The following is an 18,007-nucleotide window of genomic DNA, read 5'->3' as shown; positions in this document are numbered from 1 at the left end:
TTGAGCGAAGCCCTTCGTGTCGCGAAAGGCTGCCTGTCGCTATGAATATCCGGGATGGGGAGGCATGCCTGGTTCGTGCGTACTCCTGCCGTCAGTGGGTTCAATCCTTCATCTGCAAGGCCCACTGCCGGGCATACAGCCCGTCCAGGGCGAGCAGTTGTTCGTGGGTGCCCTGTTCGAGCACCCGGCCCTGATCGATGACCAGGATCCGGTCGGCGTGGCGCAGGGTATTGAGGCGATGGGCCACGCTGATCACCGTGCGGCCCTGGGCGATGCCTTGCAGGTTGGCCATCACCGCCGCTTCCGACTCGTAGTCCAGGGCACTGGTGGCTTCGTCCAGGAGCAGGATTCCGGGGTTGCTCAGCAGGGCCCGGGCCAGGGCGATGCGCTGGCGCTGGCCGCCGGAAAGCTGGCCGCCGCGCTCGCCGACCTGGGTCTCGTAGCCCTGGGCCAGGGCTTCGATAAAGGCCGCCGCTCCCGCCAGGCTGGCCGCATGCTGCACCTCGGCATCGCTGGCCTGGGGCCGGCACAGGCGGATGTTCTCGGCCACGCTGCCGGCGAACAGCACGCTTTCCTGCAGCACCACGCTCATGTTGCGGCGCAGGGCCACCGGGTCGGCGATAGCCAGGTCGATGCCGTCCACCAGCACCCGGCCGTGCTGGGGCACATAGAGGCGCTGCAACAGGCGGGTCAGGGTCGATTTGCCGGAGCCGGAAGGCCCGGTGATGCCGACGAATTCCCCCGGCCGGATCTCCAGGTCGAGGCTACGCAGGACTTCCTGGCCGTCCTCCTCATAGCGAAAGCGCACGCCCTGGAAACTCACCCCGCCCTGCAACGCCGGCACCGAAGCCAGGCCGCCGCTGCCGCTTTCGCACTCAGTGTCGAGAATGTCGCCCAGGCGCCGCAGGGAAATCAGCGTGTGCTGGAAGTCCTGCCAGACCTGGGCCAGGCGCAGGATCGGCTCCACCACATGGCCGGCCAGCATGTTGAAGGCCACCAGCTGGCCGGGGCTCAACTGGCCGTCCAGCACCAGCATCACCCCCCACCACAGCAACAGCGCCGCGGTGAGTTTCTGGATCACGCCGATGCCCTGCCCGGCCCAGATGCCGACGATGCGGGTGTGGAACGCCGCGCGCACATAGGCCGCCAGCTGGCGTTGCCACTGCTGCTGGAAGCCGCTTTCGATGGCCCCGGTCTTGATGGTCTCGATGCCGGTCACGGCCTCGGTGAGAAAGGCCGTGTTGGCCGCATTCAACTCGTATTCGCGCAAGGCCCGGCTGCGCAGCAAGGGCCCCACGCACAGCCAGAACAGGAAGTACAAGGCCAGGGAGCCGACCACCACCCAGGTCAGCAGCGGTGCGTAGGCATACATCACGGCGATGAACAGCCCGCAGAAGGCCAGGTCCAGCACCAGGGTCAGGGCCGAACCGGTGAGGAACTGGCGGATCTGCTGCATCTCGCCGACCCGGGCGATGATCTCGCCGGTCTGCCGCCCCTGGAAATAGCCCAGCGGCAGCTGGATCAGGTGCTGGTACAGGCGCGCGGACAACTCGGCGTTGATCCTGCTCGCCACGTTGCTGAACAGCCAGGAACGCAGCAGGCCGAACAAGGGCTCGAACAGCGCCAGGGCCAGCATGGCGATGCCCAGCACCTGCAGGCTGGACAGGCCGCGACTGACCAGGACCCGGTCGATAATGTTCTCGAACAGCAGCGGCGTGACCAGCGCCACCAGTTGCAGCATCAGCGACACCAGCAGCACGCTGCGAAACTGCCGCGCGTGCTTGAGGATCGACGGCAGGAACCAGCCGATGCCAAAACCGCGCGCCCTGGGTTCGACATGCCGCTCGGCCAGCAGCAGCACCTGGCCCTGCCAGAGCGCTGCCAGTTCCTCGCGAGACAAGCTCTGGCACTGCCCCTGCAACGGCCAGAACAGCCGCACCTGGTCGCCGTCCACCGCGTCCAGCACCGCCCAGCCCTGGGAGGTTTCCAGCAGGGCCGGCAACGGCAGGTGCTGCAAACGCTGCACCTGGCTTTGCAGCGCCCGCGCCCGCAGGCCGATCCAGCCGGCGCAGCGGCGCAAGTCGAGGCTGTCGGCCAGGCCCTCGACCCGCCCCAGGCGGTGGTTCAGTTGCGCCACGCTGATGCTCAGGTCAAACCGTCGGGCAGCCCAGGCCAGTGCATGCAGGCCGGTATCGAGGATAGTCGGCGACTGTTCGGCCGCGGGATTGAAGGCGGTGGTCATGCTCAACGCTCCCGCAACGCTTCGGACTGATACTCGCGAATCGGACTCAGCAGGTAGTTGATCACCCGCCGCTCGCCGGTGCGGATCTCGCCGGTCACGCTCATCCCGGCCTGCAAGGGCATCCACTCCTGCCCCGCGGCGATCGCGGCGCGCTCCAGGCGGATCCGAGTGGGGAACACCAGGCCCAGTTGTTCGTCCTTGATGGCGTCGCCGGAGACATGCTCGACCGTGCCGCGCAAGGTGCCGTAGCGGGTGTAGGGAAAGGCGTCGACCTTGATCTCCACCGGCTGGCCGGCCCTGACGAAACCGACGTCCTTGTTCAGCACCATGACCTCGGCATCCAGCTCGGCGCCCTCGGGCACGATCACCAGCAGTTGCTGCGCCGGCTGCACCGCGCCGCCCAGGGTATGCACCGCCAGTTGCTGGACCACCCCGTCCACCGGCGCCAGCAGGGTTTGCAGGCGCTGCCGGTCGCGGCCGCGGATCAGTTGCTGTTCGAGCACGGCGACATCCTGGTGGCTGCGGTTGAGCAGGTCGTGCTGTTCGCGCTGGGTCCTGGCCAGGAAGCTGTCGCGCTGCTCCCGGCGGTTCTGCGCCTGGGCCTTGAGTACCTGCAACTCGGCATGTTGCTGGGCCAGGGAACGCTCGACCTCCAGCTGCTCCTTTTCCTGTTCGAGCAATTCGACCCGGGGCATCAGTTGTTCGGCCGCCATCGCCCGGCGCGCATCGAGGCGCCGGCGGACGTTGCTGGCCAGCTTGCCCAGGGCGGCGATCTCGCCATTGCGGGCCCGCTGGTTGGCCTGGTTGATGGCGATCTCGGCATTGAGGCTGTCGAGGTTGGCGCGGATCTCCTTCCAGGTACTCGCCAACTGTTCCCGCGCCGCCGCGAGCTGTTCCGCGTCCAGGCCGTCCGGCGCCTGGTAGCTGCCCAGCGGGTCCGGGGTCAGCAGCGCGCGGGCCCGGGCCAGCTCCAGGCGCTTGAACGCCAGTTGCGCGCGCAACTCGCTCAATTCGGCGTCGATGCCGATCGGGTTCAGCGCCACCAGCACGTCGCCGGCCTTGACCCGCTGCCCGTCCCGCACATGGATGGCCCGCACTTCGCCGGCCTCATGGGCCTGGATCACCTTGGTGTAGCTGGAGACCATCAGGCGCCCGGCGGCGCTGGCATGAATGTCGAGGAACCCGAGGATTGCCCAGCCCAGGGCCAGCAGGATCGACAGGATCAACACCAGTGCCGTGCCGCGGGCCCAGGGCGCGGGCGGGCGCTCGACGATCTCCAGGTAACCGGGCTGGAACTCGTATTCGTCGCGGCTACGCCCCCGCAGCGCCGGCGCCTCGCGCAGCTGCTGCCAGGCGCGCCGCAAATGGGTCAATGCGCCGCGCATCATTGGGCCTCCTTGCGCAGCGCCTGTTGCAGCGCCCACAAGCGCGCATAACAGCCGCCGTTGGCCAGCAGTTGCTGATGGCTGCCCGACTCGCTGATACGCCCCTGTTCCAGGGCGATGATGCGTTGGCAATGGCGGACCGCGGACAGCCGGTGGGCGATGATGATCACCGTGCGGCCCTCGGCGATGCGCGCCATATTGTCCTGGATCAGCGCCTGGGATTCGTCGTCCAGGGCGCTGGTGGCTTCGTCGAAAATCAGGATCCGCGGATCGCCCATCAGCGCGCGGGCAATGGCGATGCGTTGCCGCTGGCCACCGGACAGGGAACTGCCGGCTTCGGCCAGCACCGTGTCGTAGCCCAGCGGCAGGCGCAGGATGAAATCGTGGGCGCCAGCCAGGCGCGCCGCGGCGATCACACTTTCCAGGGACGCCGTGGGATGGCGCAGGGCGATGTTGTGCCGCACGCTGCGGTTGAACAGGTAGTTTTCCTGCAGCACCACGCCGATCTGGCTGCGCAACCAGGCCGGCTGCAGCTGCTGCAGCGGCATGCCGTCAATGAGGATGCGCCCGGCATCGGGGGTATAGAGTTTTTGCAGCAGGCGGGTCAGCGTGCTCTTGCCCGACCCGGACGGCCCGACGATGCCCAGGGTCTGGCCGGCGGCGATGTGCAGGTCCAGGCCGCGCAGCACCAGCTCCAGTTCCGGGCGGTAGCGGAACGTCACTTGCTCGATGCGCACCTCGCCGCGCAGGGCCTGCGCCGGGCGTTGGTCGCCCTCGGCCTGCTCCACCGGCAGGTTGAGCATGTCGCCCAGCTTGTCCACCGACACCCGCACCCGGACGAACTGTTGCCAGACCTCGATCAGCTTGGCCAGGGGCTGGCTGACGTGGGACAGCATCATGTTGAAGGCGATCAGTTGGCCAATGGTCATCTGCAGGTCGATGACCTTGCTCGCGCCCCAGCAGATCACCGCCACCGCCGTGACTTTCTGCAACAGTGTGACCATCTGGCTGATCGCGCTACCCAGGGTCTGGCTGGCAAAACCGGCCTCGACCATCTCCGCCGTCTGCGCCTCCCAGCGCCGCTGCATGCGCGGCTCCACCGCCAGGCTCTTGATGGTTTCGCTGCTGCTCACGCTTTCATTGAGAAAGGCCGTGTTGCGCGCGGCGCTGTAGAACTGCCGCTCGATGCGCTTCTCCAGCGGGCCGCTGCTGGCCCAGGCCAGCAGCACATACAGCGGCAGGGTCAGCAGCACCAGCAGCGTCAGCGGCCAGGAGATCCAGGCCATCACCGCGAAAAACACCAGGGTGAAGGCCACATCCACACAGAGGGTCAGCAAGGAGCCGGTGAGGAACTCGCGGATGCTGTCGAGCTCCTGGACCCGGGTGATGATCGCGCCTACCTGGCGCTGCTTGAAGTACAGCAGCGGCAGGCCGAGCAGATGGCGGAACAGCTTGACCCCCAGGCCGATATCGATGCGATTGGCGGTGTGCGCCGAGAGGTATTCGCGCAGGCCCTTGAGCAGCACCTCGAACAGGCCGACCACCACCAGGGTCATCACCAGCACGTCGAGGGTCGACAGCGCCCGGTGCACCATGACCTTGTCCATCACCGCCTGGAAGAACAACGGGGTCGCCAGGGCCAGCACTTGCAGCAGCAGCGAGCACAGCAGCACTTCGCCGAGGATCCGCCGGTGGCGCAGCAGCTCCGGAACGAACCAGGACAGATCGAAGCGCAGGCCGCCCTGGCGCAGGCGAATCACCTCGCCACTCCACTCTTCGGCCAACTGTGCGCGGTCGATCACATCCGGGGTATGGGCTGAGGGTCGCTGGATCAGCGCCTGCGCGTCGGACAACCGGGCCAGCAGGATGAACGCGCCGCTGCGGTCGCGCCAGACCAGGGGCAGCATCTTCGGGGTCAGCCGGGCCAGCGCCAGACGCTCCAGGCGCAGGTCGGCACCGGCGCCCCGGGCGTAGTCCTTGAGCGCCCGGCGCAGGTCGCGTTCGGTTCCCGGGTCGGCGGCCTGTGGCGCGCGCTCCTGGGTCAGTTGCAGCAGCAGTTGGCAACAGGCCAGGGCCGAGTGGACGGCCGCCGTGGCGGAAAGCTCCGCCATGGCCGGGCATTCGACCCGGGCTGGCTGCGGGGGTATTGCGGGATTGACTGACATAGACCGCTCGTTTCAAGACCCGCGCTGCAAGAACGAGGGTGCATGGAGATACGAAACCAGTCTGCGGCAGCCACCCGGCAATGATAATCAGCCACGGGGTTGAAAGCTTTTAAGTAAAACTTAATCAGCCGGAGCCTGGCCTTGGCTCGGGTCATGCTCCAGGCAAAAAAAAGCCGGACTCGCGTCCGGCTTTCTGTCAGCTCATGGCTCAGGCGGCATCCTGCCGGTGCAGCAGCACCCGGGTCACTCGCCGCTCTTCCACCGTCACCACCTGCAGTGTCCAGCCCTGCCATTGCAGTCGGTCGCCAATCACCGGCAAGCGGTCCAGCAGGCTCATCACCAGCCCGGCCAGGGTCTGGTAGTCCTCGGTCGGTTCGGCGTCGAAGCCGGTGCGCTGGCGGATCTGCGCCAGGTTCAAGGCGCCGCTGACCATGAAACCGCCCTGCTCTTCGACAATGTCCGGGCCTTCGATCTCGCTGGCGTCGGGCAACTCGCCGGCGATGGATTCGAGGATGTCGGTCATGCTCAGCACGCCGACGAAATCGCCGAATTCGTTGATCACGAACGCGATGTGGGTCGAGGCCTTGCGCATCTGCTCCAGGGCGTTGAGGATCGAGAAGCTGTCCAGCAGGTTGATCGCCGTGCGCGCCAGGTGTTCCAGGTTCGGCTCGTTGCCGGCCAGGTATTCCTTGAGCAACTCCTTCTTGTGCACGAAGCCCAGCGGCTCTTCCACCGCGCCGTCGCGAATCAGCGGCAGGCGCGAGTAGGACGAATGCATCAGCCTGTTGCGGATGGCTTCGGCATCGTCGGCCAGGTCGATATAGTCGACGTCGGCGCGCACCGTCATCAAGGTGCGGATCGGTCGCTCGGCCAGTTGCAGCACGCCGCTGATCATCACCCGCTCGCGGCGGTCGAACAGCTCGGTGCTCGGCGCTTGGCCATTGTCCAGCAGGTCGGCGATCTCTTCGCCCACCTCCTCCACCGCCAACTGGCGACCGCCGAGCAGGCGCATCACCGCGTGGGCCGTGCGCTCGCGCATCGGCCGCAGGCCCTGCATGGATTTCTTGCGGCGGGCACGGGCGATCTGGTTGAACAGCTCGATCAGGATCGAGAAACCGATGGCCGCGTACAGGTAGCCTTTCGGGATGTGGAAACCCAGGCCTTCGGCGGTCAGGGCAAAACCGATCATCATCAAGAAGCCCAGGCACAGCATGATCACCGTCGGGTGGGCGTTGACGAAGCGGGTCAGCGGCTTGCTGGCGACGATCATCAGGCCGATGGAAATGATCACCGCGATCATCATCACCGCCAGTTCGTCGACCATGCCCACGGCGGTGATCACCGCGTCCAGGGAGAACACCGCATCGAGCACCACGATCTGCGCGACGATCGGCCAGAACAACGCGTAAGCGGCATTGCCGGCGCGTTGGCTGACATGGCCTTCCAGGCGCTCATGCAACTCCATGGTGGCCTTGAACAGCAGGAACACACCGCCGAACAGCATGATCAGGTCGCGACCGGAGAAGCTCTTGCCGAACACCTCGAACAGCGGCGCGGTCAGGGTCACCAACCAGGAAATGCTCGCCAGCAGGCCCAGGCGCATGATCAGCGCCAGGGACAGGCCGATGATCCGCGCGCGGTCACGCTGGTGGGGCGGCAACTTGTCCGCGAGGATCGCGATAAACACCAGGTTGTCGATCCCCAGCACCAGCTCCAGCACGATCAGGGTCAACAGGCCAAGCCAGGCCGTGGGGTCCATTATCCATTCCATAAAAACGACTCTATCTCTCCAGTGAAATCAAACAGCCGGACACGGCAAGGCAAGGCCACAGGGCCTTTGAACGGCGAACGCAGGCCAGCGCCCAACGGTCACGACGACCGGCGGCGAGCAGCGAAAAACAGCGAGTTCGGGGTAACGGCCGCGCCTTATGACTGGCGAAAGGCACCGTGAGGCGGATCGAGCGGGGAAAGGCTGAGGCGTCCAGGGATAAGGACGACTGGGAGGCTCCGAGAGGGTGTTCATGCAAGTCCTGTGAAGAAAAACGGACTTGAATCCTACAACCCCAAGGGGAATTTCCCATGGGGAAATCATTTCAAGATCTTATCGGGGGCTGCCTGGACCCGCGCTATCGTGAACCGGCCTGCTCCTGCAAAGGCGATTTTTTGCAGGAGCAGGCTGGTTCATGAAGCACTCCACCGACCTCAGCCCTTACGCGTCGCATCGTCCAGCGCGAGGATGGTGTGGGCATTGGTCACGGTGGTCGCCAGGGTATTGATCACCCCGGAGCGCAAGGCGCCGAGGGTCGCGGCGGCCTTGGTGTTCTCACTGGCGATGGCCACCACATCGGGAATGCGCACCAGCTCCTGCACGGTCAGGCCGATCACCCGGCCCTGGATGGCGTTGACCGCCGGCTGGCCATGAATGTCGATGAAGTCGTAGCCCATCATGTCGCCCACGGTGCCGGACAGCCGCGCCTGGGCGATTTCCTGGGGCGAGAACCAGCCCATGCGCACCATGTTGCTGTTTTCGCTCATGTCGCCGATGCCGATCAGCGCAATGTCGGCGCGCCGGGCGCGGTCCAGGGTCGAGCGCACGGTGTCGTTGCTGATCAGCACGCTGCGCAGTTCCGGGTTGGCCACCAGCGCCGGGGCGTACAGGGTTTCGCTTTCCGCGCCGAAACGCAGGGCCAGGCGCCGGCAGATATGGTCGGGGTTCATGTACTCGCCGGCGCGCAACGAACCGCCGATGGCGCAGACGAAGGTGCAGTTGCGGGTCACCGGCAGGAACACGTTGTCGGCCACCGCGCCGACATTGCGGCCCATACCGACGGCGACGATCATGCCGTCGCTCAGGGTCTTGTTCAGGTAGTTGGCCACCAGGCTGGCCACCGCCGAGCGCTGGGTGTCGGGGTCGCTGTGGTCGACCGCGATCAGCGCCCGATCCAGCTGGAAGCGCTCCACCAGCGCCTGCTCCAGCTCGTTGTTCATCGCCGGATGCTGCAACACCCGGACTTCGACTATGCCTTCGTCCCGCGCGCGCTTGAGCAGGCGGCTGACCTTGGCCCGGGACAGATCGAAGCGCTTGGCGATGGCCTCCTGAGTGACGTTCTCAAGGTAATAGAGCATCGCCACCTCGGTCATCAGATCGATGTCGCTGGCTCCGCGCGGGGTACTGTCACTCATGTGGACTGGCTTCCGTATGGGCATCAAAGGCGCATTCTCTCTAGTCGATGCAGGTCGCGTCTACAACCGCTTCCGCCACATGGGCAGTCGGTTCCATGGGAGTCGGCGCCTACCGGTGGCCATCGCGCTCGATGGCGTTGATCCGCTCGACCTTGGCCCCCGAGCGCGCGGACTCGAACTCCGACTCGAGGAACGACTTGACGATGCTCTTGGCCAGCTCGGCCCCCACCACCCGCGCGCCGATGGAGAGAATCTGTGCATCGTTGCTCTTGCGTGCGCGCTCGGCCGAATAGGTGTCGTGGGCCTGGGCCGCGCGGATGCCCGGCACCTTGTTGGCCGAGATGGCCATGCCGATGCCCGTGCCGCAGACCAGCACCCCCAGGCGGTGATGCCCGGCGCCGATGGCCGTGGCCACCGCCAGGGCAATGTCCGGGTAGAGCACCGGCTCCAGGGAATGGGTGCCGAAATCCTCCACCGCATGGCCCAGGGTCTCGATATGGCGCTTGAGCAACTCCTTGAGCTCGAAACCCGCTTCATCACATCCGATGGCCACTGAAAAGGCTGTGTTCATGGCATTTCGCTCCGCTGTCTGGGTGAGAGCAAGAATGATCATATGATCACTATATGAAACTTTGTTCAGTCATTTCTCAAGCATTACCCCCCTCACTGTCAAGCAGGATTTACCTGACAGCCGAGTCAAAGCCCTATACAAAGGGTTACGAATGCATGAGTGACCGCCGATACAGATTTACCCTGAAAGAGATTGACTGATCAGAATTTCATTTGATACACATATGATCACAGCGAAACATGACTCTGCGACCTAATAAGAATTCACAGCACGAGGACACGCCGATGGCCACGCCATTACTGCTCCAGGCTGAACATGTCGCCAAGGCCTATGCCGGGATCCCTGCCCTGCGCGATGGCCGCCTCGCCCTGCGCGCCGGCAGCGTGCACGCCTTGTGCGGCGGCAATGGCGCCGGCAAATCCACCTTCCTCAGCATCCTGATGGGCATCACCCAGCGTGACGCCGGCAGCATTGCGCTCAACGGCCGCCCGGTGCAGTTCAATCGCCCCGGCGAGGCGCTGGCCGCCGGGGTAGCGATGATCACCCAGGAACTGGAACCGATTCCCTACATGAGCGTCGCCGAGAACATCTGGCTCGGCCGCGAACCACGCCGCGCCGGCTGCATCGTCGACCGCAAGTCCCTCAACCGGCGCACCCGCGAGCTGCTGGAAAGCCTGGAGTTCGAGGTCGACCCCGACAGCCCCATGCACCGCCTGAGCGTGGCCCAGGTGCAACTGGTGGAAATCGCCAAGGCCTTCAGCCATGACTGCCAGGTGATGATCATGGACGAACCGACCTCGGCCATCGGCGAGCGCGAAACCGAGACCCTGTTCAAGGCCATCCGCCGCCTCACCGCCCGCGGCGCCGGGATCGTCTATGTCTCGCACCGCTTGAGCGAGCTGGCGCAGATCGCCGACGACTACAGCATCTTCCGCGACGGCGCCTTCGTCGAAAGCGGGCGCATGGCCGACATCGATCGCGCCCACCTGGTACGCGGGATCGTCGGCCAGGAACTGCAACGCATCGACCACAAGGTCGGGCGCGAATGCACGGCGCACAACTGCCTGGAAGTCCAGGGCCTGAGCCGCGACGGCGAGTTCCAGGACATCAGCCTGCAACTGCGCCAGGGCGAGATTCTCGGCATCTACGGTCTGATGGGCTCGGGCCGCAGCGAATTCCTCAACTGCCTCTATGGCCTCACCGAACCCGACGCCGGCACGGTCAGCCTGCAAGGCCGGCCGCTGCCGGTCGGCGCACCGGCGGCGACCATTCGCGCCGGCCTGTCGCTGGTCACCGAAGACCGCAAGGACAGCGGCCTGGTGCTCAGCGGCAGCATCCTTTCCAACATTGCCCTGTCGGCCTACCGGCAGCTGTCGAGCTGGTCGCTGATCAACGCCCGCAAGGAACAGGCGCTGGCCCGGGACATGGTCAAGCGCCTGCAGATCAAGGTCTCCTCCCTGGACCTGCCGGTGGCCTCCATGAGCGGCGGCAACCAGCAGAAGGTAGTGCTCGCCAAGTGCCTGTCGACCCAGCCGGTGTGCCTGCTGTGCGACGAACCGACCCGGGGCATCGACGAGGGCGCCAAGCAGGAGATCTACCACCTGCTGGACGAGTTCGTGCGGGCTGGCGGCGCGGCCATAGTGGTCTCGTCCGAAGCCCCGGAACTGCTCCACCTGAGCGATCGCATCGCGGTGTTCAAGGGCGGCCGCCTGGTCACCATCAGCACCGATACCGCTCTTTCCCAGGAAGCCCTGCTGAGTCTCGCCTCATGAATGCCAAGACCCTTGTCACCCCCGCCGCCACACCCGCCTCCACCGCCGTCGGCCCGGTACCCCGCAGCCGCCTGCGTCTGGCCCTCGACCGCTTCGGCCTGCCGCTGGTATTCATCCTGCTGTGCGTGGTCATGGCCTTTGCCAGCGAGTACTTCATGACCTGGCGCAACTGGATGGACATCCTGCGCCAGACCTCGATCAACGGCATTCTCGCGGTGGGCATGACCTACGTGATCCTGACCAAGGGCATCGACCTCTCAGTGGGTTCGATCCTCGCCTTCGCCGGCCTGTGCAGCGCCCTGGTGGCCACCCAGGGCTACGGGCTGCTGGCCGCGGTCAGCGCCGGGATGTTCGCCGGGGCGATGCTCGGAGTGGTCAACGGTTTCATGGTCGCCAACCTGTCGATCCCGCCCTTTGTCGCCACCCTAGGCATGCTCAGCATCGCCCGCGGCATGACCTTCATTCTCAACGACGGCAGCCCGGTCACCGACCTGCCGGACAACTACCTGGCCCTGGGCATCGGCAAGATCGGCCCGGTGGGCGTGCCGATCGTGATCTTCGCCATCGTCGCGCTGATCTTCTGGATGGTCCTGCGCTACACCACCTACGGCCGTTACGTGTACGCGGTGGGCGGCAACGAAAAGAGTGCCCGCACCTCGGGGATCGGCGTACGCAAGGTGATGTTCTCGGTGTACGTGGTCTCGGGCCTGCTGGCTGGCCTGGCCGGTGTGGTGCTCTCGGCCCGCACCACCTCCGCCCTGCCCCAGGCCGGCACTTCCTATGAACTGGACGCCATCGCCGCGGTGGTGATCGGCGGCACCAGCCTCTCCGGCGGCACCGGCAGCATCGTCGGCACCCTGTTCGGCGCCCTGTTGATCGGCGTGATCAACAACGGCCTGAACCTGCTCGGGGTGTCTTCCTATTACCAGCAAGTCGCCAAGGGTTTGATCATCGTGTTCGCGGTGCTCATCGATGTCTGGCGCAAGAAGAAACCTTGACTCCCCCCGTCCTTTCCATGGCACGACTACAACAATAACGGAGTTCCCCATGAAGCTTTCTCCTACCACCTTTGGCACCTCCCTGTTCGCCCTGGCCACGGCCTCCCTGCTCGCCAGCGGCATGGCCCTGGCCGAGGGCAAGACCTACAAGATCGGCGCCGCGGTCTACGGCCTCAAGGGCCAGTTCATGCAAAACTGGGTCCGCGAGCTGAAACAGCATCCGGCGGTCAAGGACGGCATGGTGCAGATCACCGTGTTCGACGGCAACTACGACGCCCTGACCCAGAACAACCAGATCGAGACCATGGTCACCCAGCACTACGACGCGATCATCTTCGTGCCGATCGACACCAAGGCCGGCGTCGGCGCCGTGGCCCGCGCCCAGGAAAACGACATTCCGGTGATCGCTTCCAACACCAAGGTCGCCAGCGCCAGCGTGCCCTATGTCGGCAACGACGACGTCGAGGGCGGCCGCCTGCAGGCCCAGGCCATGGTCGACAAGCTCCAGGGCAAGGGCAACGTAGTGATCATCCAGGGCCCGATCGGCCAGTCGGCCCAGATCGACCGCGAGAAAGGCGAGATGGAGGTGCTGAAGAACAACCCCGGGATCAAGGTCATCGAAATGAAGACCGCCAACTGGTCCCGCGCCGAGGCCCTGTCGCTGACCGAGGACTGGCTCAATGCCCACCCCAACGGCGGCATCTCCGGGATCATCGCGCAGAACGACGACATGGCCCTCGGTGCCCTGCAGGCCGTGAAGTCCCGCGGCCTGTCGCCGAGCGACGTGCCGGTGACCTCCATCGACGGCATGCCGGATGCGATCCAGGCGGCGAAAAAAGGCGACATCACCACCTTCCTGCAGGACGCCCAGGCTCAGTCCCAGGGTGCCCTGGACGTGGCCCTGCGCACCTTGGCCGGCAAGGACTACAAGCCGCAGTCGGTGATCTGGGAGCGTTATGCCCAGGACCTGAAATGGGGTGACGGTACCGACAAGCTGTACATCCTGCCGTGGGTGCCGGTGACCAACGCCAACGCCGATGCGCTGTACCAGCAGGTCGCCGGCAGCAAATAACTCCCTCTGTAGGAGCGAGGCTTGCCCGCGATAGCGTCCTTGCAGTCGACGCATACGTGGCTATGAATCCGCCATCGCGGGCAAGCCTCGCTCCTACGAGACAGCGGTATTTCCAGCCATTCGTTTGCCATACAGGAGTCAACATCATGTCCGGATTCTGGGATCGGGCCTTCGACCTCAGCGGTCGCTGCGCGGTGATCACCGGCGGCGCCGCCGGGATCGGCCTGGCCTGCGCCACACTGCTGGTGGAACGCGGCGCCAAGGTGGCGCTGCTGGATCGCGACCCGGAGGTCGTCGAGATCGCCGCCCGCTTCGGCGACGGGCACCTGGGGCTGGCCCTCGACCTGCGCCAGCTGGGCCAGGTGCAGCATGCCGTGGACCGGGTCGCCGAGTACTTCGGGCGCCTGGATTTCCTGGTCAACAGCGCCGGCGTCGCCCTGCTGGACAAGGCCCTGGAGGTCAGCGAAAGCGCCTGGGACAGCACCCTGGACATCAACCTCAAGGCCAGCTTTTTCGTTGCCCAGGCCTGCGCCCGGCACATGCTCGAGCGAGGCAGCGGACGCATCGTCAACCTCGCTTCACAGGCCGCCGTGATCGCCCTGGACCGGCACGTGGCCTATTGCGCGAGCAAGGCCGCGGTGGTGGGCATGACCAAGGTCCTGGCCATGGAATGGGCGGCCCACGGCATCAACGTCAACGCCGTCTCGCCGACCATAGTCGAGACCGCCCTGGGCAAGCAGGCCTGGGCCGGCGAACTGGGCGAGCGGGCCAAATCGCAGATCCCGGTCGGCCGTTTCGCTCAGCCCGAGGAAATCGCCGGGCTGGTGCTGTACCTGCTCAGCGACGCCGCGCAGATGATCACCGGAGAGAACGTGGTGATCGATGGCGGCTACAGCATCCAGTAATCGAGCGTTACTCCCATTCTTGCAGTGAGGCCCATCGTCATGTCCACCTTGCCCGCCGAACACCTGTCACCCGAGATTCCCAGCACCATGCAGGCCGTGGTCTGCCACGGCCCCGAAGACTACCGCCTGGAACAGGTGCCGGTGCCGACCCCCGGCCCGGACGAAATCCTGACCAAGGTCGAGCTGTGCGGCATCTGCATGGGCGACATCAAGACCTACCGTGGCGCCCCCTCCTTCTGGGGCGACGCCGAGCAGCCGCGCTACGTCAAGCCGCCGATGATTCCCGGCCATGAGTTCGTCTGCCGCGTGGTGGCCCTGGGGCCGGGCGCGGAAAAACGCGGGGTGCGGGTCGGCGACCGGGTGATCTCCGAACAGATAGTGCCGTGCTGGGGCTGTCGCTTCTGCAACCACGGCCAGTACTGGATGTGCCAGAAGCACGACCTGTACGGCTTCCAGAACAATGTCCAGGGCGCCATGGCGCAGTACATGATCTTCACCAGGGAAGGCATCGTGCACAAAGTGCCGGACGAAATTCCGCCGGACGAAGCCATCCTTATCGAACCCCTGGCCTGCTCGCTGCACGCCGCCGAGCGCGCCGATGTCGGTTTCGACGACATAGTGGTAGTGGCCGGCGCCGGCACCCTGGGGCTGGGCATCATCGGCGCGGTGCGGATGCGCAACCCCAAGCGCCTGATCGTCCTCGACATGAAGCCCGAGCGCGCCGAGCTGGCCCTGCGCCTGGGCGCCGATGAGGTCTGGAACCCGGCCCATGAGAATGTGCTGGAGAAGATTCGCGCGATCACCGACGGCTACGGTTGCGACATCTATATCGAAGCCACCGGTCATCACAAGGCAGTCAACCAGGGCCTGGCGATGCTGCGCAAGCTCGGGCGCTTCGTCGAGTTCAGCGTGTTCAACGACGAAGCCACGGTGGACTGGTCGATCATCGGCGACCGCAAGGAGCTGGACGTGCTCGGCTCGCACCTGGGGCCCTACATGTACCCACGGGCCATCGACTTTATCGGCAAGCGCAAGATCGACATGCGCGACGTGGTCACCCACACCTTCGCCCTGGCCGACTTCAAGCAGGCCTTCGCGGTGATGGAGCGCGGCGACCGATCATTGAAGGTGGTGCTCAAGCCCTGAGGCCCCACCGCCTTCCAACCGGTTCGTCGACAAGCCCGCCGCCCGCGGACTCTCCCACTCCCTCCACGGGAGGCGAGCTTGCCGGCGACTCACTGCACAGCCGTGCAGCTAACAGGAACAAGGAAACCGCGTCATGAATCGAGTGATCAACGATCCGGACCAGGTGGTCGAGGACATGCTGCAAGGCATACTCGTGGCCCACCCCGAACTGGCCCAATACGAGGCCAACCCACGGGTCATCCGCAAGCGCCGCCTCTCTCCGAACGGCCAGGTGGGTATTGTCACCGGCGGCGGCTCCGGCCATGAGCCGGCCTTTCTCGGTTATGTCGGCCCCGGCCTGGTGGACGCCGTGGCGGTCGGCGAAATCTTCTCCTCGCCCACCGCCAAGAGCTTCTTCGACGCCTTCCGCGCCGCCGACCAGGGCGCGGGCGTCGCCTGCCTGTACGGCAACTACGCCGGCGACAACATGAACGTCAAGCTGGCGATGAAGATGGCCGCCAGCAAGGACATGCGGATCCGCACCGTGGTGGCCAACGACGACGTGGCCTCCGCGCCCCGTGAGGAGATCGGCAAGCGCCGCGGCGTGGCGGGTGAGATCTTCATGTGGAAAGTCGGCGGCGCGGCCGCCGCCCAGGGCTATGACCTGGACGGGGTGATTGGCGTCGCGCAAAGGGCCGTCGACCAGTGCCGTTCCATTGGTGTCGGCCTCACGCCCTGCACCATTGCCGCGGTGGGCAAGCCGAACTTCCAGATCGCCGACGGCATGATGGAGCTGGGCATCGGCCACCATGGCGAACCCGGCATCCAGGTCGTGCCGGTCGAGTCCGCCGCCGCCATGGCCGAGCGCATGCTCGCGCCGATCCTCGCCGATCGCGACTTCAGTCGCGACGACAGCGTGGTGGTGCTGGTCTCCGGCCTCGGCGCCACGCCGTTGATGGAGCTGTATATCTTCTACGCCGAAGTCGAGCGCCAACTCAGGGCCAGGGGCCTGAAGATCCATCGCTGCTATGTCGGCAACTACTTCACCTCCCTGGAAATGATGGGCGTGACCCTGACCCTGCTGGGCCTGGATGCCGAGCTGAAAACCCTGATCGACCAACCCTGCCGCTCCATCGGCATGACCCAGGCGGAGTGAACCATGAGCCAGCATTTTTCCAGCCTCGACGGCGGCGCCATCGTGAACGACCTGGTGACGGTGATAGTCGCCAACCGTGAGTACCTCAGCGAAGTGGACGGCGCCATCGGCGATGGCGACCACGGTATCAACATGGCCAAGGGTTTCGCCCACTGCGGCCGGGCCCTCGCCGGTCGCCAGCTGGACCTGGCCGAGGCCCTCGACGAATTGACCCTGAGCCTGATGGAAGGCATCGGCGGCTCCATGGGCCCGCTCTACGGCAGCCTGTTTATCGGCATGGCCGACGAAGTCCGCGGCTGCCAGCAGATCGATGCCGCCCGCTTCGCCCGGCTATTGCGCGGTGGACTGAGCTCATTGCAGGACATCACCGACGCCGGGGTGGGCGACAAGTGCCTGATGGATACGCTGATTCCCGCGGTGGAGGCGTTCGAACAGGCCGCGGCCGGCGGCGCCTCGTTCAAGCAAGCCCTGCTACGGATGAAAAGCGCGGCCTCCCAGGGCCGGGATTCGACCCGCGACCTGGTGGCGAAGATCGGCCGCGCCAGCCGCCTGGGCGAGCGCTCGCTGGGGGCACTGGATGCCGGCGCCGTGTCCTGCTGCCTGATCCTCACGCAGTTGGCGGACTCGCTGGAACCGCGCCTGGTCTGAAGTACCGCGCGAGCAAGCTCGCTCCTGCAAAAGCGAGCCTGCCCGGGCCGACTCAATAACGTCCGGGCAACAGCCCGAGTTCCACCAGCTTGATATCGGTGTCCCCTACCACCTGCACATGCTGGACGTTCTTCTCGTCCATGATGCCGGGGCAGGCAACGACAATGGTGCCCTTCGATTGAGTGGGACGCAGCTCGGCGACCTCCGGAAAATCGGCCGCCGATAGAGGGTGCGGGCAATAACCGATCCAGCCGATGGCCTGCCGGTCCTGGAACACCCGCTGCTTGCGAAAGTACTCGTTGGGAGCAGCCACGCCCCAATAGATTTCCGGCCAGAGATCGACCGCTGCGTTCATCAACTCGACAATGCCCTGTCGAGGATCCGGCAGGCAACGGACCAGTGTCCCGGCTTCGGAAAACTCGATGCCCGCGGGCAACGAACCGCCGCTTCGTGCGTGATAGGTGATCGAAAGCCCGCCCTTGAGCGGGTCGGGTATCCCGTTCCACAACACAAAACTCATGTCGTTGACGTCGAAGTCCGAGTCTTCCCAGGAGGCTATATCACGCCGCAAGTTGCTCGGATCGAGGAGCACATTGTGCGTCAGGCCGTCATCCTTGCCTTCGGCGCACAAGAACCAGTTCTTGAGAATGGGGTCGATCTCGCCTATCGCCTTGAGAAAGGCCAGGCTCCTGTCGATTTGTTGCTGCTCGGTAACCTGGGCAATCTTCTGCTTATCAAAGCTCAGCTTAAAATTGAAACGCTTGAATGTGTCCATGAGTACTCCG

14 protein-coding genes are annotated in these 18,007 nt (G+C 65.4%); 7 read left to right on the top strand and 7 right to left on the bottom strand.

Annotation, left to right across the window (positions count from 1 at the left end; translation table 11 throughout):
* Nucleotides 1-100: 100 nt before the first annotated feature.
* The 6 genes from J4E58_RS09735 to rpiB all read right to left on the bottom strand — a co-directional run bounded on the left by J4E58_RS09735 (nucleotide 101) and on the right by rpiB (nucleotide 9,546).
* Nucleotides 101-2,242, bottom strand: coding sequence for a type I secretion system permease/ATPase (locus tag J4E58_RS09735; RefSeq protein WP_087091498.1), 2,142 nt, complete (start codon nucleotides 2,240-2,242; stop codon nucleotides 101-103).
* Nucleotides 2,243-2,244: 2 nt separating this feature from the next.
* Nucleotides 2,245-3,630, bottom strand: coding sequence for an HlyD family type I secretion periplasmic adaptor subunit (locus tag J4E58_RS09730; RefSeq protein WP_087091499.1), 1,386 nt, complete (start codon nucleotides 3,628-3,630; stop codon nucleotides 2,245-2,247).
* Nucleotides 3,627-5,738 (bottom strand): type I secretion system permease/ATPase, encoded by a 2,112-nt coding sequence (locus J4E58_RS09725; RefSeq protein WP_087091500.1) that lies wholly within the window; start codon nucleotides 5,736-5,738, stop codon nucleotides 3,627-3,629. Before J4E58_RS09725 ends, J4E58_RS09730 begins: the two co-directional genes overlap by 4 nt.
* Nucleotides 5,739-6,000: 262 nt before the next feature.
* The gene (locus J4E58_RS09720) at nucleotides 6,001-7,563 is read right to left on the bottom strand and encodes a TerC family protein (protein ID WP_087091501.1); all 1,563 of its coding nucleotides are present in this window, start codon (nucleotides 7,561-7,563) and stop codon (nucleotides 6,001-6,003) included.
* Nucleotides 7,564-7,994: 431 nt separating this feature from the next.
* Nucleotides 7,995-8,975, bottom strand: coding sequence for a sugar-binding transcriptional regulator (locus tag J4E58_RS09715; RefSeq protein WP_016705332.1), 981 nt, complete (start codon nucleotides 8,973-8,975; stop codon nucleotides 7,995-7,997).
* A gap of 109 nt (nucleotides 8,976-9,084) precedes the next feature.
* Nucleotides 9,085-9,546: a ribose 5-phosphate isomerase B gene (gene rpiB / locus J4E58_RS09710; RefSeq protein ID WP_087091502.1), complete on the bottom strand. Its 462-nt coding sequence runs from the start codon at nucleotides 9,544-9,546 to the stop codon at nucleotides 9,085-9,087.
* Between the two features lie 284 nt (nucleotides 9,547-9,830).
* Between rpiB and J4E58_RS09705 the strand changes: the two genes are divergently transcribed.
* From J4E58_RS09705 to dhaL, 7 genes are all read left to right on the top strand, one after another.
* Nucleotides 9,831-11,318, top strand: a complete 1,488-nt coding sequence (locus tag J4E58_RS09705; RefSeq protein ID WP_087091503.1) for a sugar ABC transporter ATP-binding protein — start codon at nucleotides 9,831-9,833, stop codon at nucleotides 11,316-11,318.
* Nucleotides 11,315-12,316 (top strand): ABC transporter permease, encoded by a 1,002-nt coding sequence (locus J4E58_RS09700; protein ID WP_087091504.1) that lies wholly within the window; start codon nucleotides 11,315-11,317, stop codon nucleotides 12,314-12,316. Before J4E58_RS09705 ends, J4E58_RS09700 begins: the two co-directional genes overlap by 4 nt.
* A 49-nt stretch (nucleotides 12,317-12,365) precedes the next feature.
* Nucleotides 12,366-13,388 (top strand): substrate-binding domain-containing protein, encoded by a 1,023-nt coding sequence (locus J4E58_RS09695; protein ID WP_087091505.1) that lies wholly within the window; start codon nucleotides 12,366-12,368, stop codon nucleotides 13,386-13,388.
* A 146-nt stretch (nucleotides 13,389-13,534) separates the two neighbouring features.
* The gene (locus tag J4E58_RS09690; RefSeq protein ID WP_087091506.1) at nucleotides 13,535-14,293 is read left to right on the top strand and encodes an SDR family oxidoreductase; all 759 of its coding nucleotides are present in this window, start codon (nucleotides 13,535-13,537) and stop codon (nucleotides 14,291-14,293) included.
* Between the two features lie 39 nt (nucleotides 14,294-14,332).
* A complete protein-coding gene (locus J4E58_RS09685) occupies nucleotides 14,333-15,439 on the top strand; it encodes an alcohol dehydrogenase catalytic domain-containing protein (RefSeq protein ID WP_087091507.1) in 1,107 nt (368 codons plus the stop codon).
* A gap of 133 nt (nucleotides 15,440-15,572) precedes the next feature.
* Nucleotides 15,573-16,574 (top strand): dihydroxyacetone kinase subunit DhaK, encoded by a 1,002-nt coding sequence (locus J4E58_RS09680; protein WP_087091508.1) that lies wholly within the window; start codon nucleotides 15,573-15,575, stop codon nucleotides 16,572-16,574.
* Nucleotides 16,575-16,577: 3 nt separating this feature from the next.
* Nucleotides 16,578-17,222, top strand: a complete 645-nt coding sequence (gene dhaL, locus J4E58_RS09675; RefSeq protein ID WP_087091509.1) for a dihydroxyacetone kinase subunit DhaL — start codon at nucleotides 16,578-16,580, stop codon at nucleotides 17,220-17,222.
* A gap of 52 nt (nucleotides 17,223-17,274) precedes the next feature.
* On the opposite strand, the gene J4E58_RS09670 is transcribed toward dhaL, so the two are convergent.
* Entirely contained in the window at nucleotides 17,275-17,997 is a 723-nt protein-coding gene (locus J4E58_RS09670; RefSeq protein WP_087091510.1) for an Imm52 family immunity protein, read from the bottom strand.
* Nucleotides 17,998-18,007 lie beyond the last annotated feature (10 nt).

The sequence above is a fragment of the Pseudomonas sp. FW305-25 genome (genome assembly GCF_017351415.1).
In the GTDB taxonomy this organism is placed as follows: Bacteria; Pseudomonadota; Gammaproteobacteria; order Pseudomonadales; family Pseudomonadaceae; genus Aquipseudomonas; species Aquipseudomonas chlororaphis.
The sequence above is the reverse complement of the archived record's forward strand: the minus strand, read 5'-3'. Positions and strand labels throughout refer to the sequence as shown.

Excerpts from the sequence above, each read along its gene's own strand:
- J4E58_RS09735 (WP_087091498.1), bottom strand. The coding sequence starts at position 2,242 with ATGACCACCGCCTTCAATCCCGCGGCCGAACAGTCGCCGACTATCCTC.
- J4E58_RS09730 (WP_087091499.1), bottom strand. The coding sequence starts at position 3,630 with ATGATGCGCGGCGCATTGACCCATTTGCGGCGCGCCTGGCAGCAGCTG.
- J4E58_RS09725 (WP_087091500.1), bottom strand. The coding sequence starts at position 5,738 with ATGGCGGAGCTTTCCGCCACGGCGGCCGTCCACTCGGCCCTGGCCTGT.
- J4E58_RS09720 (WP_087091501.1), bottom strand. The coding sequence starts at position 7,563 with ATGGAATGGATAATGGACCCCACGGCCTGGCTTGGCCTGTTGACCCTG.
- J4E58_RS09715 (WP_016705332.1), bottom strand. The coding sequence starts at position 8,975 with ATGAGTGACAGTACCCCGCGCGGAGCCAGCGACATCGATCTGATGACC.
- rpiB (WP_087091502.1), bottom strand. The coding sequence starts at position 9,546 with ATGAACACAGCCTTTTCAGTGGCCATCGGATGTGATGAAGCGGGTTTC.
- J4E58_RS09705 (WP_087091503.1), top strand. The coding sequence starts at position 9,831 with ATGGCCACGCCATTACTGCTCCAGGCTGAACATGTCGCCAAGGCCTAT.
- J4E58_RS09700 (WP_087091504.1), top strand. The coding sequence starts at position 11,315 with ATGAATGCCAAGACCCTTGTCACCCCCGCCGCCACACCCGCCTCCACC.
- J4E58_RS09695 (WP_087091505.1), top strand. The coding sequence starts at position 12,366 with ATGAAGCTTTCTCCTACCACCTTTGGCACCTCCCTGTTCGCCCTGGCC.
- J4E58_RS09690 (WP_087091506.1), top strand. The coding sequence starts at position 13,535 with ATGTCCGGATTCTGGGATCGGGCCTTCGACCTCAGCGGTCGCTGCGCG.
- J4E58_RS09685 (WP_087091507.1), top strand. The coding sequence starts at position 14,333 with ATGTCCACCTTGCCCGCCGAACACCTGTCACCCGAGATTCCCAGCACC.
- J4E58_RS09680 (WP_087091508.1), top strand. The coding sequence starts at position 15,573 with ATGAATCGAGTGATCAACGATCCGGACCAGGTGGTCGAGGACATGCTG.
- dhaL (WP_087091509.1), top strand. The coding sequence starts at position 16,578 with ATGAGCCAGCATTTTTCCAGCCTCGACGGCGGCGCCATCGTGAACGAC.
- J4E58_RS09670 (WP_087091510.1), bottom strand. The coding sequence starts at position 17,997 with ATGGACACATTCAAGCGTTTCAATTTTAAGCTGAGCTTTGATAAGCAG.